Origin of the sequence: Streptomyces sp. CB01201, assembly GCF_002803085.1 — a bacterium.
In the GTDB taxonomy this organism is placed as follows: domain Bacteria; phylum Actinomycetota; class Actinomycetes; order Streptomycetales; family Streptomycetaceae; genus Streptomyces; species Streptomyces hundungensis.
This window is the reverse complement of the sequence record NZ_NNBJ01000002.1, coordinates 468,793-491,213: the sequence shown is the minus strand read 5'-3', so window position 1 is coordinate 491,213 and position 22,421 is coordinate 468,793. Positions and strand designations below refer to the sequence as shown.

Annotated in this window: 12 protein-coding genes; 7 read left to right on the top strand and 5 right to left on the bottom strand. The window is 72.1% G+C overall.

What is annotated here, in order from left to right:
• The first annotated feature begins 147 nt into the window (after positions 1 to 147).
• Both CG740_RS06780 and CG740_RS06775 read left to right on the top strand, forming a co-directional pair.
• The gene (locus CG740_RS06780; RefSeq protein ID WP_100574029.1) at positions 148 to 2,490 is read left to right on the top strand and encodes an FG-GAP-like repeat-containing protein; all 2,343 of its coding nucleotides are present in this window, start codon (positions 148 to 150) and stop codon (positions 2,488 to 2,490) included.
• 302 nt (positions 2,491 to 2,792) lie between these two features.
• Positions 2,793 to 7,133, top strand: a complete 4,341-nt coding sequence (locus tag CG740_RS06775; RefSeq protein ID WP_234376103.1) for a bifunctional nitrate reductase/sulfite reductase flavoprotein subunit alpha — start codon at positions 2,793 to 2,795, stop codon at positions 7,131 to 7,133.
• Between the two features lie 40 nt (positions 7,134 to 7,173).
• Here CG740_RS06775 and CG740_RS06770 read toward each other — a convergent pair whose 3' ends face one another.
• Positions 7,174 to 9,129, bottom strand: a complete 1,956-nt coding sequence (locus CG740_RS06770) for an MFS transporter (RefSeq protein WP_100574027.1) — start codon at positions 9,127 to 9,129, stop codon at positions 7,174 to 7,176.
• A 229-nt stretch (positions 9,130 to 9,358) separates the two neighbouring features.
• The gene (locus tag CG740_RS06765; RefSeq protein ID WP_234376102.1) at positions 9,359 to 11,986 is read right to left on the bottom strand and encodes a serine hydrolase; all 2,628 of its coding nucleotides are present in this window, start codon (positions 11,984 to 11,986) and stop codon (positions 9,359 to 9,361) included.
• Positions 11,987 to 12,131: 145 nt separating this feature from the next.
• On the opposite strand from CG740_RS06765, the gene CG740_RS06760 reads away from it, so the two are divergent.
• The 3 genes from CG740_RS06760 (at position 12,132) to CG740_RS06750 (ending at position 14,368) form a co-directional block, all read left to right on the top strand.
• Positions 12,132 to 12,896: a GOLPH3/VPS74 family protein gene (locus tag CG740_RS06760; RefSeq protein ID WP_100574025.1), complete on the top strand. Its 765-nt coding sequence runs from the start codon at positions 12,132 to 12,134 to the stop codon at positions 12,894 to 12,896.
• A gap of 227 nt (positions 12,897 to 13,123) precedes the next feature.
• Positions 13,124 to 13,993 (top strand): helix-turn-helix domain-containing protein, encoded by an 870-nt coding sequence (locus CG740_RS06755; RefSeq protein WP_100574024.1) that lies wholly within the window; start codon positions 13,124 to 13,126, stop codon positions 13,991 to 13,993.
• A 171-nt stretch (positions 13,994 to 14,164) separates the two neighbouring features.
• A complete protein-coding gene (locus tag CG740_RS06750) occupies positions 14,165 to 14,368 on the top strand; it encodes a DUF397 domain-containing protein (RefSeq protein ID WP_100574276.1) in 204 nt (67 codons plus the stop codon).
• Between the two features lie 105 nt (positions 14,369 to 14,473).
• Here CG740_RS06750 and CG740_RS06745 read toward each other — a convergent pair whose 3' ends face one another.
• A complete protein-coding gene (locus CG740_RS06745; RefSeq protein WP_100574023.1) occupies positions 14,474 to 15,313 on the bottom strand; it encodes a hypothetical protein in 840 nt (279 codons plus the stop codon).
• An 81-nt stretch (positions 15,314 to 15,394) separates the two neighbouring features.
• Between CG740_RS06745 and CG740_RS06740 the strand changes: the two genes are divergently transcribed.
• Positions 15,395 to 16,177, top strand: coding sequence for an SDR family oxidoreductase (locus CG740_RS06740; protein ID WP_100574022.1), 783 nt, complete (start codon positions 15,395 to 15,397; stop codon positions 16,175 to 16,177).
• 391 nt (positions 16,178 to 16,568) lie between these two features.
• Positions 16,569 to 18,209, top strand: coding sequence for a sodium:solute symporter family protein (locus tag CG740_RS06735; protein WP_100574021.1), 1,641 nt, complete (start codon positions 16,569 to 16,571; stop codon positions 18,207 to 18,209).
• A gap of 441 nt (positions 18,210 to 18,650) precedes the next feature.
• Here CG740_RS06735 and CG740_RS06730 read toward each other — a convergent pair whose 3' ends face one another.
• Positions 18,651 to 19,775, bottom strand: a complete 1,125-nt coding sequence (locus CG740_RS06730) for an ADP-ribosylglycohydrolase family protein (RefSeq protein ID WP_100574020.1) — start codon at positions 19,773 to 19,775, stop codon at positions 18,651 to 18,653.
• A gap of 71 nt (positions 19,776 to 19,846) precedes the next feature.
• Complete coding sequence (locus CG740_RS06725; RefSeq protein WP_324901064.1) at positions 19,847 to 22,366, bottom strand: tetratricopeptide repeat protein; 2,520 nt, start codon at positions 22,364 to 22,366, stop codon at positions 19,847 to 19,849.
• Positions 22,367 to 22,421: the final 55 nt, after the last annotated feature.

Sequence of the window (22,421 nt, the reverse complement as noted above, 5' to 3'; positions counted from 1 at the left end):
CGGGCGCTAAATCCCCCCGACCTCCCCGTTGTTAGCATTTAAAGTGATCACCTACGGGGGGAGGGGCGCAGGTTCCGTCGGTTGTGGGGGGGGTCCCGCCCCGGCCGCTCTCCGATGCACACGTATCGCGCATCGCCTGGAGGGCACATGCACCACTCCGCCGTACCGAGCCGGTCCCGCACGTCCCGTACGCCGCGGCCGTCCGGACGCTCCCGTCGGCTTGTCACCGCGGCGACCGTACTGGTCCTGGCCGTGACGGCCGGCCCGCTCGCCGCTCCTGCCCTGGCCGCGTCGCCCGCGAAGCCTGCCGCTCCGGGCGCCCCCGAGGCCCCGGCCGCTCCGGCGCTGAAGATCGCCGCCGACGCGGAGGTCCTCAGCGCGGGCAGGACCGGCTTCCTGTCGATCGCCGGGGCGGGCAGCGCACGCAGCGTGCAGTGGACGCGCTACGCGGACGGCGGCACGACGGTGCTGGCGCAGGAGGAATCCAAGTACGGCCCCATGGAGATGGCCTATGGCGGCGCGTCGGACGTCGTCGCGCTGAACGGCGCCTCGGGAGTGGACGGCTACGCGAAGATCACCCTGCGCGACATGGCCACCGGCTCGTCGAGCGTCGTCGACCTCGGCACGTACGGCTACCGCTACCTGGGCACCCTCGGATCGCGCATCGTCGCGTACAAGGACACCGGCAAGGACGTGGAGGTCCACGTCCTTGAGGCAGGGGACCAATCCGGGGACCAGGCCGGGGAGCAGAAGGTGACCGACCGGGTCGTCACCGGCCTGCCCGCCGGCGCACAGGACGTGAAGCTGGAGTCCGGCGCCGGCGACCTGGCCGTGCTGCGGTACAGCCGCACGCCGGGGAGCCTGGACTTCTGGTACTACACGGCGATCGACCTCTCCGCCGCCAAGGTGGTCACCGGCAACGGCATGCTGGGCGACTACGTGGCCCGGGCCGCCGTGTCGCCGACCCACCTGGCGGTCGTCGGCGGATTGATCATGGCGGACACCTCGGCGTCGGTGCGCACCAAGGAGCTCGGCGGCGAACAGAAGCAGTGGTCGCGCGAGATCGGCCGCCACGGCGGGGCCGACCTGGTGGGCCTGGTCGGCGGCTGGGCCGTGTACGGCGTCCAGGGCAGGCTCAACGAGGGTGACCCCTACGCGAGTTCGGCCTTGCGGGCCACGCCGATCGGCGGCGGCGCCGAGCGCAAGGTCATGGACCACGCCAGCTCCGTCGCCCCCGCCCCGGACGGCAGTCTCCTGGTGATGGGCGGCACCCTCGCCGACGGCGAGGGCCTCTACCGGGTCTCCGCCGGAGCCGACGGCGCACCGGTCGCCGCCCTCGTCGCGACCGCCGGCCACCCCACGAGGCTCGCCCTGGAGGAGTCCCAGGTCCCGCCGGTGGCCGAGCTCGACAAGGGCGCCTGGCAGCCGAAGTGGCGGCTGACCCACAACAACGCCGATGTGACCGTCACCCTGCGCCACACCGCCTCCGGCGCCCAGCGGGAGGTGGAGCTGCGCAACGAGCGCGGCTCGGAGTCCACCGAGCCCGCCTGGCAGGAGCTGAAGTGGGACGGCCTGGTCGGGCCCTCGTACTCCCCGGACCGGTCGGCCCCCAACGGCAGCTACACCTGGACGCTGACGGCCAAGCCCCGCAACGGCATCGGCCCCGACCTGGTCGAGACCGGCACCTTCAAGGTGTCCCGCAAGGCCGCCCCGCACGACTACACGGACAACGGCTCCCCCGACCTGCTGCGCCGCACCAGCTGGGGCGACCTGACGCTCGACGACACCTACCGCGAGCCGGAGAAGGGGCTCCTGAAGAGCGGCTCGGCGAAGTCCATCGGCACGAACTGGAACATCTACGACCAGGTCACGGCGGTCGGTGACGTGGCCGGCGCCTCCGCCGGCGACGTCGTGGGGCGGGACAAGGACGGCGTCCTGTGGCTCTACCTCGGCAAGGGCGACGGCACGCTGGACTCCCGCGTGAAGATCGGCGCCGGCTGGGGTCAGTACGACCGGATCACCGCCGGAGGTGACGTCACCGGCGACGGTCGCGGCGACCTGCTCGCCCGGGACGGCGCCGGAGTGCTGTGGCTGTACAAGGGCACGGGCAACTGGCGGGCCCCCTTCGCCCCCCGGGTGCGGGTCGGCGGCGGCTGGGACGCCTACAACGAGATCACCTCGGTCGGTGACGTGGCCGGTGGCCCCGGCGGCGACGTCGTGGCGCGGGACAAGGACGGCGTCCTGTGGCTCTACCTCGGCAAGGGTGACGGCACCTTCGACTCCCGCGTGAAGATCGGCGCCGGCTGGGGCGAGTACCCGCAGATGGTCGGCATCGGCGACTCGGACTCCGACGGCAAGGCCGACCTGTTCGTCACCACGGGCCGGGGCGACTCGTACGTCTACCGCGGTACGGGCAACTGGCGGGCCCCCTTCGCCCCCCGCGAGCTGACCGGTCTGTCCAGTACGTGGTCCAGCGACACCTACAGCTAGGCCCTCGGTCCTTATCGAGGGCCTCTCCCGAGGGCCGCTCCCGAGGGCTCCTTCCGGCGGCCCCTTCCGGCGGCCCCTTCCGAGGGCGTCACCCCGACCGTCGGCGTTCATCCAACCCCGTTGCCTCCCAAGGGAGTTCGCGGTCACCCGGCCGCCCCGCCGCGACCCTGCGGCGGACGGCCGGGCCACCCCGCCCCGACCCCGCCTCACACCCCCCGCCCCCACCCCGTGCGCCCCCCGTAACCCCCCGCCCGCCCGGCCCGTGACGGCGGGGAAATCCGGGGTTTCTAGGCTGCTCGTACGTGGGGTCGGGCGAGGCGGACGGAAGCGGGGACGTGGTGGACGGAGGTGGGGTGCGTACGGTCTGTTCGTACTGCGGGGTCGGGTGCGGGATCGTGCTCGACGGGCCGGCCACGCGCCGGGACGCCGAAGCGCGGCCCGGTGCCGACCCGGCGCCCCGGGCCGACGGGGCACCCGGGGGTGCCCCCCGCCGGAGCCTCACGGTCGCCGGCGACAAGACCCACCCCGCCAACCACGGCCGCCTCTGCACCAAGGGGGCGACCAGTGCCGACATGATGAGCGCGGCCGGGCGGCTCACGCGGGCCCTGGTGCGTGATGAGCGCGGCGGGCAGGCGGTCGGGGCCGATGTCCACGAGGCCGTCGCGGGCGTCGCCGCCCGGCTGCGGGCCATCCTCGACGCGCACGGCCCCGACGCCCTGTCCTTCTACGTCTCCGGCCAGATGTCCCTGGAGGCCCAGTACTTGGCGAACAAGCTGGCCAAGGGGTTCGTGCGGACACGGCACATCGAGTCCAACTCCCGTCTGTGCATGGCCTCCGCGGCCTCCGGCTACAAGCTGTCGCTCGGGGCGGACGGGCCGCCCGGCTCGTACCAGGACTTCGACCGCGCGGACGTGTTCCTCGTCATCGGCGCCAACATGGCCGACTGCCACCCCATCCTCTTCCTGCGCATGATGGACCGGGTGCGGTCCGCCGGGGCGAAGCTCATCGTCGTCGACCCCCGGCGCACCGCCACCGCCGACAAGGCCGACCTCTTCCTCCGGATACGGCCCGGCACGGACCTCGCCCTGCTCAACGGCCTGCTGCATCTCCTCGTCGCGAACGGGCACACCGACGACGCGTTCATCGCCGAGTTCACCGACGGCTGGGACGAGCTGCCGGGCTTCCTCGCGGACTATCCGCCGGACAGGGTCGCCGACATCACCGGCCTCGCCGAGGACGACATCCGGCGGGCGGCGCGCTGGATCGGCGAGGCCGGCGCGTGGATGAGCTGCTGGACGATGGGGCTCAACCAGTCCACCCACGGCACCTGGAACACCAACGCCCTGGTCAACCTGCACCTCGCCACCGGCGCCATCTGCCGCCCCGGGGCCGGCCCCCTCTCGCTCACCGGCCAGCCGAACGCCATGGGCGGACGCGAGATGGGCTACATGGGGCCGGGTCTGCCCGGTCAGCGCTCGGTGCTCGTCGACGCCGAGCGCGCCTTCGTCGAGGAGCTGTGGAACATACCCGGGGGCACCCTGCGCACGGACGTCGGGAGCGGCACCGTCGAGATGTTCGAGCGACTGGCCGCCGGGGACATCAAGGCGTGCTGGATCATCTGCACCAACCCGGTCGCCTCCGTCGCCAACCGCAGCACCGTCGTGGCGGGCCTCGAAGCGGCCGAACTCGTCGTCACCCAGGACGTGTTCGCCGGCACCGAGACCAACGCCTACGCCGATGTCGTCCTGCCCGCGACGCTCTGGGCCGAGTCCGACGGTGTCATGGTCAATTCCGAGCGCAATCTGACGCTCAGTCAGCGGTGCGTGGATCCGCCTCAACAGGCACTGCCCGACTGGGAGTTGATCGCTCGGGTCGCCTGCGCCATGGGCTTCGCCGACGGCTTCACCTACGCCTCCTCCGAGGAGGTGTTCGAAGAGCTCAAGCAGGCCTGGAACCCCAGGACCGGCTGGGACCTGCGCGGCGTGACCTACGAGCGGTTGCGCGCCACCCCCGTCCAGTGGCCGGCGCCGAGCCTCGACGGGCCGGACCGCAATCCGATCCGGTACGTCAACGACGGGGTCAGCCAGGATCTCCTGGAACGCCCGGACGGGACCCGGCCCCGGCTCGCCTTCCCCACCGCGAGCGGACGTGCGCGGTTCTTCGCGCGACCGCACCTGCCGCCGGCCGAACTCCCCGACGGCGCCTACCCGTTCACCCTCAACACCGGCCGTCTCCAGCATCAGTGGCACACCCTGACCAAGACGGGGAAGGTCGCCAAGCTCAACCGGCTCGACCCCGGCCCGTTCGTCGAGGTCCACCCCGAGGACGCCGCCGCCCTCGGGATCGGGGAGGGCGACCACCTGGAAGTCGCCTCGCGGCGCGGACGGGCCGTCCTGCCCGCCGTGCTCACCGACCGGGTCCGACAGGGCGAATGCTTCGCGCCGTTCCACTGGAACGACTTGTTCGGCGAGTACCTCAGCGTCAACGCCGTCACCAACGACGCGGTCGACCCCCTCTCCCTCCAGCCGGAGTTCAAGGTGTGCGCCGTCGCCCTCGCCCCGATCGACACACCCCGTCCCGCCGCACCGCAAGCACGCCAGGCACCTGACGCAGAGGAAGGCCCGGGAGGGGAAGGAGTCCGGGGTCAACTCGCTCTGCTGGCAGGGCTGTTCGGGGTATCCGGTGCTGCCGCCGCCCCCACCCCGCTCACCGAACCCGAGCGGCGCTATCTGTCCGGCTTCCTCTCCGGGCTCGCCCTCGCCCCGCCCGACGGGCGCGTCCCCGTACTGCCGCCCGGCGCGCCCATCGCCCCGGACCGTGCGCCGTGGGTCGACGGCGTCCTGGCCGGCATGTTCTCGCGGGCCGACGCGGGAACCACCACGGGAGCCGCCACAGGAGCCGCCATGGGAGCCGGAACCAGGGCCGCCACCGGGGCCACCGCAGGGGCCACCGCAGAGGCCACCGCAGGGGCCACCGCCCAAGCCCCGGCGAAGGCCGGCACGGCGGCCACCGCCCCCTCGCCCCCGTCCCGGCGGCTGCTCGTCCTGTGGGCCTCGCAGACCGGCAACGCGGAGGACTTCGCCACCACCGTCGCCGCGCGCCTCGCGGAGCCGGGCCGTGAGCCCGAACTCCTTCCCATGGCGGAGGCGAGCCCCGCCCACCTCGCCGCCGCGCCCGCCCCGGACGTGCTCGTCGTCACCAGTACGTTCGGGGACGGCGAAGCCCCCGACAACGGGGCCGCGTTCTGGCAGGCGCTCGCCGCCCCGCAGGCGTCCCGGCTCGACGGGGTCCGGTACGCGGTGCTCGCGCTCGGCGACTCCTCCTACGCCGAGTTCTGCGGCCACGGCCGCCGCCTCGACCAGCGCCTCGGCGAACTCGGCGCCGCCCGCCTGCTCCCCCGCACCGACTGCGAGCCCGACTACGCGGAGGCCGCCGAGCGCTGGCTGGGCGAGGTCGGGGCCGCACTCGCGAAGGCCCCGCCCGCCGCGGCGGCGCCGGTCCCGCAGCGGGCCGCGTACACCAGGGCCTCGCCGTTCGCCACGCTCCTGGTCGGCAACAGGCTGCTGAGCCGCCCCGGTTCGCAGAAGGAGGTGCGGCAGTTCGCCCTGGACACCCGGGACGGCGAGCTGACGTACGAGGCCGGGGACGCGCTCGGCGTCTGGCCGGTCAACAGCCCGGCCCTGGTCGCGGAGTGGCTCGCCCTCACCGGTCTCGACCCCGGGGAACCGGTGGAGGCCGGGGATGCGGGCGACAGCCTTCGCCTTCCGCTCGAAGAGGCGCTGCGCACCCGCCTCGACCTCACCGGGATATCCACCGGCCTGCTGCGCTTCGTCGTCGACCGCACCGGCGCCCACGACCTGAAGCGGCTGCTCCGGCCGGACAACAAGGACGCGCTGGCGCAGTGGAGTTGGGGCCGGCAGGCGGCGGACGTGGTCGGGGCGTACCCGGTACGCGCGTCCGCGGCGGACTGGGCCGGGGTCCTCAGGCGGCTGCAACCGCGGCTGTACTCGATCGCGTCCAGCCCGCTGGCGCACCCGGGCGAGGTCCGGCTGACCGTGTCCGTCGTGCGCTACAGCAACGGCCTCGGCCGCGACCGCAAGGGTGTCTGCTCGACCTATCTCGCCGACTGCGCGGACGACGGCCCGGTGCAGGTCTTCGTGCGGCGCTCCGCACACTTCCGCCCGCCCGCCGACCCGGCCACGCCCATGATCATGGTCGGCCCGGGCACCGGCGTCGCCCCCTTCATCGGCTTCCTCGAAGACCGCGCGGCCCGCGGCCACACCGGCCCCAACTGGCTCTTCTTCGGCGAGCAGCGCGCGGCTACGGACTTCTACCACCGCGAGGAGCTGGAGGCGTACGTCTCCCGTGGGCATCTCACCCGGCTCGACCTGGCCTTCTCGCGGGACCAGCGCACCAAGGTCTACGTCCAGGACCGGATGCGCGAACACGGGCCGCGCCTGTGGCAGTGGCTCCGGGACGGCGCCCACTTCTACGTCTGCGGCGACGCGTCCCGCATGGCCAAGGACGTCGACCGGGCCCTCAGGGACATCGTGGCCATGCACGGCGGCATGCCCGAGGACGAGGCGGCGGCGTATGTACGGCGGCTCGCCACGGACAAGCGCTACGTCCGGGACGTGTACTGAGCGGACCCCCACCGCCTGCCGAGCGCCCCGCGCGGGCGGCTCAGGGCGCCGCCAGCTCCGGCGGGCACCCCGTTCCGCGGGGAATGCTGTACGGGGCGGCCACGCGGTACGTGCCCGGCTTCGGCGCGAGGAGTTCGGTCCACTCGTCGTCGGCATCCGTCGGCCGGGCCTTGCGCAGACAGCCGTTCGGGTTGGTGTACTCCTTCGGGCCGTGGCCCCGGAGCTTGGACTCCGGAGTCTCCTGCGGCGGCACCACGCCGTCGCCCTTGTCGTCGACCAGCTTCAGCCACGGCGAGTACGGGACGCGGATCAGGATCGTGCCCGGCGTGCGCACGTCGACCGTGACCTCGCCCTCGCCGAAGTGCTTGACCGTGGCGGGCGGGTCCACGAGCGGGGTCGGCTTCTCGACCGCGAACAGCCGCCAGTGCTCGTCCGACCACACCTGCTTCAGATACGGCAGGCCCTGCTCGATCAGCTTGCCCTCCTGCACCGCGCCGTTGCGGTCGGCCGGACCGAGCGGCAGCACCACGTACCGGACCGCCCAGCGGTTCAGCCAGGTGTGATAGTTCTCCGCGTTCAGGGTGTCGTCGTAGAACAGCGGGTTGCGCTGCATGTCCGCCTGCCGGTTCCAGCCGCGGGCGAGGTTCACGTACGGGGTGAACGCGGAGGCCTCGCGATGGCTGGAGGCGGGGACCACCTCGACCCGCCCGATCGCGGCGTCGCGCCCCTGCAACTGGTCGACCAGGGGCGCCAGATCGCGTGCCCAGGTCGCCGCGGGGGCGGTGTGCACGATGTCGTCCACCGACTTGAAGCCGATCCACACGTTGAGCCCGACGAAGGCGAGCACCAGCGCGTACCACTTGCGGGACTTCGGCACCGTGTACGGCAGCGCGGCCAGGAGCAGCACTCCGGCGAACAGCATCGCCAGCCGGGTGATGTTGGAGCCGATCTGCGAGTTGATCGCGAAGCAGAGCAGCACCCCGATCCCGTAGACCAGGGCGGCCGTGCGGACCGTCCGCCAGTCCTTCGGGACGAGGAAGAGGATGAGGACCGCGAACAGGAACGGGCCGGAGGTGGTCGCGAGCGACATCGGCTGGGTGCCCGAGAACGGGAACAGCCACGCCGACAGGGCCACCACGGCGACCGGCGGCAGGCCGATCGCGTACGCGCCCGGGCGGCGCTTGTTGAGGAACAGGGCGGCCGCGACGATGCCGAGGAACAGTCCGGCGACCGGGCTGCTCGCGGTGGCGAGCGCGGCACAGGGCGCGGCCACGGCCGCCTTCGGCCAGCGGTTCTCGCGCTTGTTGTGCGGCCAGCAGAACACGGCGGCCACCGCGCCGAGCGCGAACATCGTGCCGAGCCCGAAGGTCACCCGGCCCGACATGGCGTTGCACAGGAAGGCGAACAGCGCGGCGAAGGAGCAGGCCAGCGGATTGCGGACGGCCTTCACGCGGACCAGGATCAGCGCGGTGAGCCCGGCCGACACGGTCCCGGCGATCATCATCGTCGTACGGACGCCGAGCACCGACATCAGATACGGCGACACCACGCTGTAGGAGACCGGGTGCATCCCGCCGTACCAGGCCAGGTTGTACGCGGACTCCGGGTTGCGGCCGACGAACTCGGTCCAGGCGTCCTGCGCCGCGAGGTCGCCGCCGCTGTTGGCGAAGAGGAAGAACCAGAGGATGTGGGTGACGGCCGCGACGGCCGTCACGAAGGCGACGGGGTGCCGCTTGGGCCAGGAGTCGGGGCCGAGCCGTATTCGCGAGAACCGGGACGTGCCGGACGAGCCCGAACCGGAATCGGGTACGGGGGTGCCGGATCCCGAGGCGCCGGCGCTGCCCGGCCCGGTGCCGGATCCCGAGGTGCCGGCGCCATCCGGCCCGGCCCCGGTGGGGTTCGTGCGCGTACGCGCGCTCGCCGCGCTCGTCGCGCTCGTCGTGCTCGTACTGGCGGTGCTGTCGGCGCGGGTGGGCGTCGGCTCAGCGGTGGTCACTGCGGCTCTCCCGGCTCACGCTGTCTCACCTGGCAAGGCGCGACCGTGTGCGGCTGCACACGGTCCGCGGGGGCCGTCCGGCCGGCCCTTGCTTCTGGATTGCTGGGTCCGGAAGTCTCTCCGGAAATTCTGCCCCGATTCCAAGGACGCCGTCCCCGCGTCCCCAGTTGCCCGAAGCTAGCACGGGGGCGCCCCGCAGGTCGGGGCGCCCTCGACGCGCTCGGGGCGGTCAGCCCAGTCGGGTGAGCTTGTCGCCCACGCCCGGCTCGGCCAGCGCGGTCTTCAGCTGGACCGGCGCGGTCAGCTTGCCGTTGCCGCTGCCGATGGACAGCTCGCCGACGACGTCACCCGCCTTCGCGGAGTGCGGGACGGGCTTGCCGCCGCCGCCCAGGGTGACGTCGACCTTCAGGCCCGGCCAGCCGACCGCCTTGAGGTCCTTGGCGGCCACCAGCGGGGTCTTCCCGCCGAGCCCGTCGTCCACGTACCCGACGACATCGCCCTTCTTGACGACGGTCGCCGACGTCACGGCGTTCTGCACGGACTTGATCAGGGTGTAGCTGTTGTTGATCGCGGCCTTCAGCTTGGCGTCCAGGGTGGTACCGGTGCGCTGGCCCATGACCACGCCGTAGATCCGCTGGTTCTTGCCGTCGACGATCGTGTCGGCCGCCCACAGCAGGTTGCCGCCGGCCGGTGTCGAAGAGCCGGTCTTGATGCCGCTGACGCCCGGCTTGAGCAGGATCGTGTTGTTGTTGTAGATCATCGAGTCGATGCCCGGGATCTTGATCTGGGGCGTGTTGACGATGCCCCGGAACACGTCGTTCTGCATGACCGCCTGGGCCAGCTTGAGCTGGTCGGTCGGCGTGGAGACCGTGGTCTCCTTCAGACCGCTCGGGTCGGTGTACGTCGTGTTGGTCATGCCGAGCGACTTGGCGGCGTCGTTCATCTTCGCGATGAACGCCTCCTCGCTGCCCGCGTCCCAACGGGCCAGCAGCCGGGCCGCGTTGTTGCCGGACGGGATCATCAGCAGTTCGAGCATCTGCTTCTCGGTGAACTGCTGGTTCTTGCGGATCGGCGCCGTCGACTCGTCGGGCTTCTTCGCGTCGTCCTCGGCCTGCTGGTCGACCGTGATCTTGTCGCCCTCCTGCTTCCCGCTGATCGGGTGGCCCTTGAGGATCACGTACGCCGTCATCGTCTTGGCCACGCTCGCCAGCGGCGCGGGCTTCTGCTCGCCGTGCGTGCCGATGGTGCCCACGCCGTCCACGGCGACCGCCGACTGGCCCTCGGCGGGCCACGGCAGGTCGAGCGTGCCGCCGTCGAAGGAGAACGTCGCCGACGAGGTGAGGGTCAGCTTCGGGTCGGGCAGCGGACGCATGATCTGTACGACCGCGAGGACGACCAGGAGCAGCAGGACCAGCGGGGTCCAGATCTTGAAGCGCCGGACCGTGGAGCGGACCGCGGTCTGCGCCGGGGGCGGGGTGTTCGTCAGCTCGGCAAGCAGGTCGAGCGGGGGCTTCGGCGGCAGCGGCTGCTGCCGGGTCCGCTCGGCCCGGTCGGGTACGGGCCCGGTGGTGCCCGGGGCGGAAGCCGCGCCGAAGCCGACGGACGGCGGCGGGGTCACCTTCGGCGCCTCGGGCCGTCTGATGGGAGCCGCGGGCTTCTTCGTGCCCGTCCCCGCGTCGTCGGAGCGCAGCGGCACGAACTGGCTGGTCCGCTCGGCGGCCCGCTCAGGGGCCGGCTCGCCGGTGCGCTCGGCCTCGGGCTCCCGCTGCGGCGCGGGCAGCTTGAGCATGGCCGTGGGCTGGTCGACGGCCGGGGGCTTGGGGGCCTTGAAGACGGCGGTGGGGTGGTCGACGCCGTCGCCCGCCTTGGGCTTGTCCGCCCCTTCGACCGCGCCGGCCTCACCCGACTTGCGGCCCTCAGCTGCCTCCCGGGACTCATCTCCCTTGGGGGCCTTGGACTCCTTACGGGCCTCGGATGCCTCGCGGGCCCCAGCTGCCTCGCGGACCTCGGACGCCTTACGGGCCCCAGCTGCCTCGCGGACCTCGGACGCCTTACGGGCCTCGGACGCCTCGCGGACCTCAGATGCCTTGCGGGCCCCAGCTGCCTCGCGGGCCTCGGATGCCTTGGCAGCGGGCACCTTGTCCGTCTCGGGCTTATCCACCTCGGGCTTGCGCGCCTCGGCATCTTCGGCCTTGGCGGCTGCCTCCGGCTCGGCGGGGCTCGGCTTTGCAGCCGCGACGGCTGCGTCCGGCTCGGCGCCCTCGGTTCCCTTGGTCGCGGCGGCCTTGGGCGCGGCAGCCTTGTTCTCTGCGGCTTCGGTCTCGGCGGCCGAGGACGACTCCTCGGACTTGGCGGAGGTGTCCGCGGCATCACCCTCGGACGCGGGCTCGGCAGGCGACGCGTCGGCCTCGCCCTTGCCCTTGCCCGGCTCGACGGACTGGTCCCCGGCGGCCCGCACCGGCTTCGCGGCGCCCTCGGCCTCGCCGACGGCGTCGTCCGCCTCCTGGTCGACCCAGGCGGCGACCGCCGCGCGGAGCCGGGAGTCGCCGTCCTCCTGGCGCGGGGCCCGGAAGACCGCGGTCGCCTGATCCACGGAACCCGCGACCGAGCCCGAGCCCGTACCCGAATCGGCCCCGGAACCATTCACCGCCCGAGCGGCGTCCTTCCCCGTGCCGGACGGGGACCCGGAAGGGGACCCGGAAGGGGACGGGGAGTGGGAGCCCGCGATGCCCGGATCGCGTTCGCTCGTAGTCGTCTCCCCCGACGACTGCTGCTGCTCCGACTTGTCGGGGGACTCGCCCGCCACCGATGCCTCCTCCAGACGCCGGGTGGCGTCATTCGAAACTGTCCGAACCATGTACCAGTGTCCCGTGTGCCGGGTAGGACCCCCCGGCTAGACGAGAACGACATACCTGTCGGTTCCCGTACGAACCGCCCAGGCGCTCTCGACAGATGAATGTGAGAGGGGTCACCCTGTCATTCATCCACGCGGGGAGGCATGGATGGGCAGGAGCCGCAGAACTATTCCGGAAGAGTTGTTGCTGCTCGCTCTGGACCCGGCCACGGGTACCACAGCGCAGCCGCAGTCGCTCGACCTCGGCCTCGCCGGAGCCCAGCTAGTGGAGCTGGCTCTGGCAGGACGGATAGCCCCAGACGGGGATCGTATCGCCGTGGTGATGGCACGGCCGACAGGAGATCCGACCTTGGACTCCGCACTGGAACTGCTGCGCAGGCGCGGCAGCCCGGTACGGGCCGTCCACTGGATCGGCGGACCCCGCCTCGGGCTCCGCCAGATTTACCTCGCGCATCTGGAGCGCTGCGGCATGGTCCATGCCGTGTCGGGCCAGATGTGCGGAGTGCTGCCGACGACGCGCTACCAAGCGACGGAGACGGCGATCAGCCGGGACATCAGGGCCCGTCTGGACAGTGCGATCCGCACCGGCGTACCGCCGGACCCGCGGACCGCGGCGCTTGCCGCGCTGGCCCACGCAGTCGGGCTCGGCAAGCACTTGTACCCCGGCAACGAGGGGCGGTCATCGCGCTCCCGTCTCCGGGACCTGATCAGGCACGATCCCATGGGCGGTCTCGTCGCGCACGCCGTGATGGACGTCCAGAACGGTGTGGCCGCTCAGCCACGCCGCAACGGCCAGGCCGGCACTGCCGCGCCGGACCCCGGAAGCCGTCACGCGGCGGCGGCCGGCGTCCCGATGCAGACGCATCCGCAGACGCATCACGGGGTGATGGCCAGGGCCGTGGCTCACCACTAGCAGCACCGGCACCAGGCATCACCGGTGCCAGCAGTCGTACCACCGCCGCACCGACGTCCCCATGACCCGGTTCGGGAGCCGCATTCAGGAACGCGCGGGGCTGTCCCAACAGCCCCGCGCGTTCGCGTAGTCGCTGTGTGTGGCCGTTTTCCAGCGCGTGCCGGGATGTTGGTGGCAGTCTGCTGAGCAGAAGAACAGAAGAGCCGTGAGCCGGAGGTGCGTTACCCGTGGCGTCCAACGTCAATCCCACCGTCAGGCGGCGCCGACTGGGCCAGGAGCTGCGCAGACTCCGCGAGCTGAAGGGCATGACGGCCGAAGAGGTCGCCGAGCGCCTGCTGGTGTCCCAGTCGAAGATCAGCCGTCTGGAGAACGGCCGCCGCTCGATCAGCCAGCGCGATGTGCGCGATCTGTGCGGGGTCTACGAGGTCGAGGATCACCGGATCGTCGACTCGCTGATGCAAATGGCCAAGGACTCGCGCCAGCAGGGCTGGTGGCACGCCTTCGGCGACATCCCGTACAGCGTCTACATCGGTCTGGAGACGGACGCGGCGAGTCTGCGCGTCTACGATCCGCAGGTCGTGCCCGGTCTTCTGCAGACCCGGCAGTACGCGGAGGCCCTGATCGCCGGGGCGCTTCCGGAGACCGCCCCGACCGACGTCGAGAAGCGGGTCAACGTCCGCCTGCGTCGGCAGGAGCGGGTGAAGGCGACGGAGAACCCGCTGCGCCTGTGGGTGGTCATCGACGAGGCGGCGCTGCGCCGCAGGGTAGGCGACAAGCAGCTGATGATCGACCAGCTGGAATTCCTCATCGACCAGTCCCAACTCCCGCACGTCACCGTGCAGGTGCTGCCGTTCAGCATGGGCGCGCATCCGGGAATCAACGGCCAGTACGCGATTCTGGAATTTCCGGATGCCTCGGACTCCAGCGTCGTCTACATCGAGGGCGTCACCAGCGACCTCTACCTGGAAAAGGCCAATGATGTCCAGAAATACAGCGTGATGTACGAGCATCTGCGGGCGCAGGCGCTGAATGTGGACCAGACTCGGGAATTCATTACGAAAGTCGCCAAGGAATACGCCGCCGGCACAGCCGGCTGACCGGGGCGCGGCACGGTACACCCCACGCGTACCGGGATGGAAGACCCAACCGGAATATGCCATCCGGTCGAGTGAATGGCCGCCGCACACTACGGAACCTGCGAGTAGCGTCGATCACGTCAACGAAGACCGTTGGACGAGAACGACCAACTGGCAAGAACCGGAGCGATCATGGCCATTCTTCAGGGCGCCACGGACACTTGGACCAAGTCCTCGTACTCCACCGGAAACGGCGCATGTGTCGAAGTCAAGTCTCCCGAGACGCACGCCATCGCCGTGCGGGACTCCAAAGTCACCGCGGGCCCCTCGATCTCCTTCGCCCCCGGCGCGTGGAACGCGTTCGTGGCCGAGGTGACCCGGGACTCCCTCAGCTGACGACCGCCGCAGTCATCGTGATACCCGCCTTACCGACAAGAGCCCTCTCGACTGGTCCGCCGTCCCGGCCGAGAGGGCTCGGCCATGTCCCCGGCACCGGCTCCGCTAGCGGAGTTCGTCCACGTAGCGGTCGGTGCCCGGCACGGTGGGGATGAACGGCGCCGCCAACTCCAGCCTCCCCAGGCCCGTTTCGGCCACGGCGGCGTCGAGGCCGCCGAAGTGGTCCGCCCAGACCTCGCGCGGGTCCCGCTCCAGGAACCAGAGCAGCGTGAGCCGGGTGCCGACGCCCTCGACCTGCTTCACATAGGTCATGCGGTCTCCCGGCAGCGGCGTCGGCCGGAACACCGTCACCATCGCGGCGGGGCCCCCGGAAAGGCGCCGGGGCAGCTCGCGCGAGCGCAGCCACTCCAGCAACTCCGGCCGGGCATCGGGACTTTCGGCGTCGATGACCTGGAGGACCAGGCCCGCATAGGGGTGGTCCAGGGCGTGGTAGTCACGCGGTCCCGCCGCGCCGTCCCGGTAGACGGTCGCCTCGTGGTCCTGGAACGCGGTGAAGACATGGGTGCGGTCCTGATACACCCGGCCGTCGCGGTTGAGGCGCTTGTTGATGCCGACGGTCCACTTCATGTGCTCGTCGTAGCGCCCGTCGGTGATCCAGTACGTCGACAGGTAGCAGCCCGCGCCGACCGGCTGGGCGATCGCCGACTTCTCCGGGTAGCGCAGCTCCTGGAGCTCGCGGGTGGCGACCCAGCGGCGCCCCGCGTACATCCAGGGCATGGCCATCGCGCCGGCGTAGTAGTGGTCGTCCTCGTACCAGCGGTTGTACGCGTACTCGTGCCCCGGATGCGGCTCCACCATGGTGATCAGCGCGTGCCCCGGGCGCACCCCGTAGGGCCCCACCGACGCCAGCTCCGCGTACGCCCCGGGCCGTGTGTCCTCCGTCATGCCGCATCCCTTCCCTCCACCACCGGACGAACTTACTCTGACGCCCCGTCAGAAGTTGCGCCAGAGCCGGGAGGCGACCGGATGTTGCTGAGTGGGAAGACCGTCATCGTGTCCGGGGTCGGGGCCGGGCTCGGGCACCAGGTCGCCGCCGCCGTCGTGCGCGACGGGGGCAACGCGGTACTCGGCGCGCGCACCGCGGCCAACCTCGCGAAGTCCGCGGCCGAGATCGACCCGGAGGGCGCCCGCACCGCGCACCTGCCGACCGACATCACCGACGAGTCCCAGTGCGAGGCGCTCGCCGCGCTCGCCGTGGAGCGCTTCGGCGGAATCGACGCGGTCGTCCATGTCGCCGCGTGGGACAGCTACTTCGGCGGATTGCAGGACGCGGACTTCGCCACCTGGCAGCAGGTCATCGACGTGAACCTGCTCGGCACCCTGCGCATGACCCGGGCCTGTCTGCCCGCGCTCAAGGCGCGCGGCGGCTCGGTGGTCGTCATCGGCACGCAGTCCTCGGTGGCGGCGCCCTCGCAGGTGTGGCAGGCGGCGTACGCGGCGTCCAAGGGGGCGCTCACCTCCGCGATGTACTCCATGGCGCGCGAGCTGGGCCCCGACCGGATCCGGGTCAACACGGTGCTGCCGGGCTGGATGTGGGGTCCGCCGGTGCAGGCGTACGTCCAGTTCACCGCGCACACCGAGGGCGTACCCGAGGAGGAGGTGCTCGGGCGGCTCACCGAACGCATGGCACTGCCGGAGCTGGCCACGGACGGCGACGTGGCCGACGCCGCGGTCTTCCTGGCGTCGGACCGGGCCCGCGCGATCACCGGCCAGTCGCTCCTGGTGAACGCCGGGGAGCTGATGCGGTGACGTCCACGCACCTCAACTGACTGTCATCTGTGGGCAGTTGGTCACCTGGCTCTCTCTCGACCGCACGGGACCCGCATCCCGTGCGGTCGTTCACGTCTGTACGCGCCGGGGTGGGCGGAGCCTGACGAAGCGCCCGCCCATCGTGTGGCCGCCGTCACGTGCACGACAACACCCCCATAGGTAAAGGCGATGCAAAATCGTTCTGCTTCATGACTCTCGTTCATATCCATGACCGGCAGATGTCTTGACCACTCCTCCGACGACGGGGTTCAATCCCCCCAAGTCCCCGCTCCCGCACGGGGTGCCGCTGACCCGGATCACTGACGAACGCATCCGAGTTCCTCGACGTCGTCCAGCGACGTTCACAAGGCGGACCCCTGGGAGGGGGCACATGAACAGTCTCGACTGGGCCGTGCTCATCGGTTACTTCGGCGTGATGGTCGCGATCGGCATCTGGTCCCACAAGCGGGTCGAGAACGTCTCCGACTTCTTCACCGCCGGCGGCAGGATGCCGTGGTGGCTGTCCGGCATCTCGCACCACATGTCGGGCTACAGCGCGGTGATGTTCACCGGCTATGCCGGCATCGCCTACCAGTACGGCGTCACATCCTTCGTGACCTGGTCCTTCCCCATAGCCGTCGGCATCGGCATCGGGGCCAAGCTCTTCGCGCCCCGGCTCAACCGGCTGCGCTCCAGGCTCCTGGTGGCCTCCCCGCTCGAATACCTCAAGAACCGCTACAACGTCTCCACCCAGCAGGCGCTCGCCTGGTCCGGGCTGCTTCTGAAGATCGTCGACGTGGGCGCCAAGTGGGCGGCGATCGCCACGCTCCTGTCGGTGTTCACCGGCATCTCGATCACCCAGGGCATCTTCATCACGGGCTGCATCACCGCCGTGTACTGCACGGTCGGCGGCCTGTGGGCGGACGCGCTCACCGAACTCGGCCAGTTCATCATCCAGTTGTTCGCCGGGCTCGCGATGCTGATCGCCGTCATGGGCAAGCTCGACGGCGTCTCCACGCTGTGGACGGTATGGGACAAGCTGCCCAGCGGCCACGGCCATGCCACCGCCGGCCCGTACACGGTCACGTTCTTGATGGCGTTCCTGTTCATCAAGACCTTCGAGTACAACGGCGGCATGTGGAACCAGGCCCAGCGCTACATGGCCACCGACTCGGCGCGCTCCGCGACCCGTTCGGCCCGGCTGTCCGCGATCCTGTGGGCGGTGTGGCCGACCGTGCTCTTCTTCCCGATGTGGTGCGCGCCGCTGCTCGTGCACGCCAAGAAGCCCGACGGGTCCGACAGTTACGCCCTGATGACCGAGACACTGCTGCCGCACGGCATGCTCGGCCTGGTCGTCGTCGGCTTCTTCTCGCACACGATGGCCATGTGCTCGTCGGACGCCAACGCCATCTCGGCGGTCTTCACCCGGGACATCATGCCCGTCCTGTCGAAGTCGGCCCGGGCCTGGAACCCGCGCGCGGGGCTGGTCGCCGCGCGGCTGTCGACGCTCGTCTTCCTCGGCCTGTCGATGACGGTCGCCACGCAGGTCGACTCGCCCGCGTTCAAGGACATCATCACCGTGGTGATCAAGTGGGTGGCCGGGCTCATGGGGCCGATCGCGATCCCGTTCATGCTCGGCATGCTCAGGTCGTTCCGCAGGTCCGGTCCGACGGCGGCGCTCACCAGCTGGGCGGCCGGGCTGCTCGCGTTCTTCTTCGTCAACTACGACCTGGACGGATCGCAGAAGACCGGTGTCGCGCTCCAGTGGCAGGTGTCGGTGCCGCTGGCGATCTCACTCGTCCTGTACATCGTGGTCGGCCTGCTCAAGCCGGAGGACACCCCGGAGCGGGACGCGCTGCTCGCGCGCATCAACTCCGATGGGGGCGGCCCGGGTTCGGGTCAGCCGACGATGTCGGGCTCGTCGTCCGCAGAAGCCGAACCCGATCCCGAACTCGATCCCGAGCCGGAGCCGGAGCCCGATCCCGGGCCGGGGGCCGCGCCGGAGCCTTCGTCCTCGCCGCGCGCCGGGTAGGCCGCGTCGCGGTGCGGACCCCAGCGGTCCCACTCGCCCTGCTCCTCGTCGTCGCGCTGCGGCGGGCAGTGCTGGCCGTCGGTGTCGTCGCGCTCGTCCATCACCATGTCGTCGACGGCCTGCTGGGCGTCCCGGGCGTCGTACGGGGGAAGTTCGTCGCCGCGCGCCGAGGGCTCGGCGAGGGCGGGCTCGTCCCCGGCCTGGACGTACTGCGACTGTTCGGCGTCGTCGGAGGGGGCCGCGTGCGAGGATCCGGCGCCGGTGCCGAGCAGCGCGAGCGCGACCAGCGGAGCCGTGAACCAGCGGGCCGCCCGGGGGCGGCGGCCGCACGCGGTGCGGGCGGGGGGAAACGGGGTCATGACGACGACACTGGCGAACCCCGTCGCGTGCGCGCGAGGGACACGCGGCATTTGCGCCAATCCTTCGTCCTTACGAGTGGTTTCAGCCCCTCGGGTAGCGCAGCAGCCAGCCCGCCGTGTTGACGGCGGGACCGTGCAGCGCGGGCCCCTGCGTCATCTCCATCGCGAAGTCGTCGGCGAGTTCGAGCAGCGTGGAGCGGCCTTCGAGCTGGGCGAGCCAGGCGGGCGGCAGCGCGGTCTCGCCGTGCATCGCCCCGAGCAGGCTGCCGCAGACGGTGCCGGTGGCGTCGGACGGGCCGTCGTGGTTGACCGAGAGCAGCAGGCCGTGCCGGATGTCCTCGCCGACGAGCGCGCAGTACACGCCGATCGCGAGGGCCTCGGGCGCGCTGTGGCCGGTGCCGAGCGTCGCGACAAGGGCGGGGCTCGGCATGCCCTGGCGTACGGCGCCGAGCGCGTGCTTGAGCGCCTCGGTGACCCGCTGGTGCCCGGGGCGCACGGCGAGCTGGGCCAGGGTGCGCTGGACGGCGCCGTCCATGGACTCGCCCCGGGCGAGCCCGTGCACGATGACGGCGAGGGCGCCCGCCGCCAGGTAGGCCGCCGGGTCGCCGTGGGTCTGGGCCGCGCACTCCACGGCGAGCTGGAGGACCAGCTGCGGCTCCCAGCCCACCAGGAGCCCGAAGGGTGCGGAGCGGGTGAGGGCCGCGGGGTCGTCCGCGTTCGGGTTCTTGGGCTGGTCCAGGGTGCCCATGATGGCGTCGCCGAGCCCCACCAGACAGGCCTTGGCCGGGTCGCGCCGGGCATAGAGCCACTCCTCGCGGGCCAGCCAGCCGTTGTCCTCGCGGCGCTCGTCGGGTCCCCAGTCGCGCTGGGTGGCGGCCCACCGCAGATGCGCCCGGTGCACATCGGTGGGCGGGTGCCAGGCGCCGGTGTCGCGGCGCACCTGGGCGCGTATGAGGCCGTCGACGGTGAACAGGGTGAGCTGGGTGGCCGCGCTCACCCCGCCCGGTCTGCCGTACACGGGGACCAGGTCGCCGAGCGCGTCCGGGCCGTACCGCTCGCGGATCTCGCTCAGGGCGAGGCCGGCGACGCCCGCGCCCAGCGTGTCCCCGATCGCCCCGCCCAGCAGAGTGCCCCGTACCCGGCTACGGAAGTCCTGCTGTTCGGCGCGACCCCAGACGGGTGCGGTGGCTCCGGCTGCTGCGCTCATGCCGCAGCACGGTACCTGAACGGATGCGCCCGTTTAAGAGGGCCAATTGACCGGCCCGGTACGAAGCCCGATCACGGCCGGGGCGTGGGGCCGGGCGCGGGCCGGCCGGCCGGATAGGCGGGGTCGCCCTCGTCGGCGGGCAGCGGGCCGCGCGGGATGCCTCGGGCGATGTCCGCCTGCGCGGCGCGCGCCAGGTCGGCGAGCGCGTCCCGCTCCCGGCCCTCGGCCCGGTGCAGCCGGGCCCGCTGCTCGTACGCCCACCGGTAGCCCGGCACCAGTGCCACCGCCCGGTCCAGGTCGGCGAGCGCCTCGGCGCGACGGCCCAGCTCGGCGAGCGCCACCGCCCGGCTGCCGTACGCCCACGCGTACCCGGGGTCGAGCGCGAGGGCCCGGCCGTAGGCGGCGACGGCCTCCTCGTAGCGGGCCGCGAACCGGTAGACGTCGCCGCGCTCCCCCAGCACCCACGCCCACGACGGCGACAGCCGCTCGGCCCGGTCCAGGTCGGCGAGCGCGCCCTCGGTGTCCCCCAGCTGCCCCCGCACATGGGCCCGGCGCACCAGCGCCCAGCCGTAGTCGGGGTCGAGCGCGAGGGCCCGGTCGAAGTCCTCCAACGCCGGTACCGGGCGGCCTAGTTGGGCATGGGCCTGGCCCCGGCTGCCGAGCGTGAGGGCGTCGGCGGGGTCGAGCACGAGGGCCCGGCACAGCTCGGCGACGGCGTCCTCGTAGTGGCCCGCGCGCCGGTGCGTCTCGCCGCGCTCGCGGGGCGCGCGGGCGCGGCCGGGCTCCAAATCTTCGAGCCGGTCGAGGTCGGCGAGGGCCGCCGCCCAGTCGCCGACGGCCCGGTGTGCCACGGCCCGGCCGTGGTGCGCGTCGGCGCTGGACGCGTCCAGGGTGAGGGCCCGGCGGTAGTCGGCCAGGGACTGCTCGTACGCCTCGGTCCTGAAGTGGCCCCAGGCGCGGGCGATGTACACGGCGACCCGGTCCGCGTCGGTGAGTTCGGGGCGGGCCAGCATCATGCCGAGCACGTCGATGCCGTGCCTGCGCTCGGCGGCGAGCGCGGCGAGGCAGGCGGCGCCCCACTTGCGCAGTGCCTCCCGGTTGCCGTCCTCGCCGGCCTCGGCGATCGCCCGGGCCCAGCGGCGCGCGGTGACCGTGCCCTGGCGGCAGGCCTCGATGCCGTCGCGCAGTGCGTCCGCGAACGCGCCGGCCGGTTCGGCGCACAGCCGGTGGTAGAGCTCCTCCAGGCGCGGCTCGCGCCAGGCCTCGTCCCGCCAGCGCCCGCAGGACGGCCCTTCGGCGGCGGCCCGCTCGCGCCCGTACCAGTCGGCCAGCCGCTCGTGCCCGGCCCGCCAGCGCTGCGGCGACGAGGTGCGCTGGAGGCGCTGCATCGGGGCGCGGACCACGTCGTGGTACTTGATGCGGCCGCCCTGGTCCCGTACGAACGGCAGGGAGCGCAGCCAGTCGAAGAGACCGGCCGCGTCCCCGGTGACGGCCGCCCGGAAGACGTCCTCGTCGAGCCGGCGCGGCAGCGCCCCTTCGAGCGCGGCGGAGCGGCGCACCGGGTCGGGCTCCCACTTCAGGAACCGCTCCACCGCCGTGGCGCTCGGGTCCCCGATGTCGCCCGGGGTCGCCGGGCTGCTCCCGGCGAGGGTACTGACGAGTACCGGGAGGCGCCCGGAGAGGCGCAGCACATCGCGGACGACCTCCTCCTCCAACACCCCTTTCGTGGCCAGCAGTTGACGGGCCTCGTCCTCCGTGAAGGGTTCGAGCGGGAGGTCGGTGGCGTAGTCCGTGGCGGCGGGCCAGCCCAGGGGGTCGGGGCGGCCCTGGCCGGACAGGGTGAGGACGGTGTTGGCCGGCAGACCGCCGTAGCGGTCGGTGGTGACCAGATCGCGCAGCCAGCCGTCGAGGTAGGCGCCGGTGCGCTCGTAGGTGTCGAAGAACAGGGCGATCCACGGCACCTGCGCGGCCACCCGGCCCAGCTCCTCGACGAACACCGGCGTGAGCACGCGCAGCGGGTCGAGGACGAGCTGGACGTCCTCCTGGCGCCCCAGACGCGCGCTGAGCGCCGCCCTCAACCGCTCGGCGCCCTCCGCGAGTTGAGCCGGATCGACGGTGCTCGCGAGCACCCCGACGCCGGGCACGAGCCCGATCCCGGCGAGGCTCGCCTGCGCCGCGACGACCGCCCCCGCCGAGGGCCCCGAACCCGATCCGCCCCCGCCGCCCGCACCCGCCGCCTCGGCCTCGTAGCGGCGTTGGCGGTAGGTGGCCAGAATGCGATCGAGCGCCTTGAGCGGCGAGCCCTGGCGGGCGAACCGGGCACTGATCGCGCCCATGGCCTCGGGGACGCCGTCCACGCCCTCGTCGGTGTAGGCGGTCAGCGCCCCGCGTTCGACGGCCGCCTGCTCCAGCTCCCGGACCAGGAACGTCTTGCCGACCCCGGCGTTGCCGTGCACCCGGAACACGAACCGGTGCCGCTCGTCGTCGACGGGAATGTCGAAGTTCCGCCTGAACAGGGCGAGTTCATCCCTCCGCCCGACGAATCCGGCGCGCTTGCGCCGCCGAATGAGCTCCTGCATCGAAGGCCGCACGCCCCCCACCTCTCCCCCCACTCCCCACCGGCCGAGGCCGGGTCGCTCCCCACCT

Bases quoted from the DNA above. Each gene is read 5' to 3' on its own strand.
- CG740_RS06780 (WP_100574029.1), top strand. From the start codon at position 148: ATGCACCACTCCGCCGTACCGAGCCGGTCCCGCACGTCCCGTACGCCG.
- CG740_RS06765 (WP_234376102.1), bottom strand. From the start codon at position 11,986: ATGGTTCGGACAGTTTCGAATGACGCCACCCGGCGTCTGGAGGAGGCA.
- CG740_RS06760 (WP_100574025.1), top strand. From the start codon at position 12,132: ATGGGCAGGAGCCGCAGAACTATTCCGGAAGAGTTGTTGCTGCTCGCT.
- CG740_RS06750 (WP_100574276.1), top strand. From the start codon at position 14,165: ATGGCCATTCTTCAGGGCGCCACGGACACTTGGACCAAGTCCTCGTAC.
- CG740_RS06745 (WP_100574023.1), bottom strand. From the start codon at position 15,313: ATGACGGAGGACACACGGCCCGGGGCGTACGCGGAGCTGGCGTCGGTG.
- CG740_RS06740 (WP_100574022.1), top strand. From the start codon at position 15,395: ATGTTGCTGAGTGGGAAGACCGTCATCGTGTCCGGGGTCGGGGCCGGG.
- CG740_RS06735 (WP_100574021.1), top strand. From the start codon at position 16,569: ATGAACAGTCTCGACTGGGCCGTGCTCATCGGTTACTTCGGCGTGATG.
- CG740_RS06730 (WP_100574020.1), bottom strand. From the start codon at position 19,775: ATGAGCGCAGCAGCCGGAGCCACCGCACCCGTCTGGGGTCGCGCCGAA.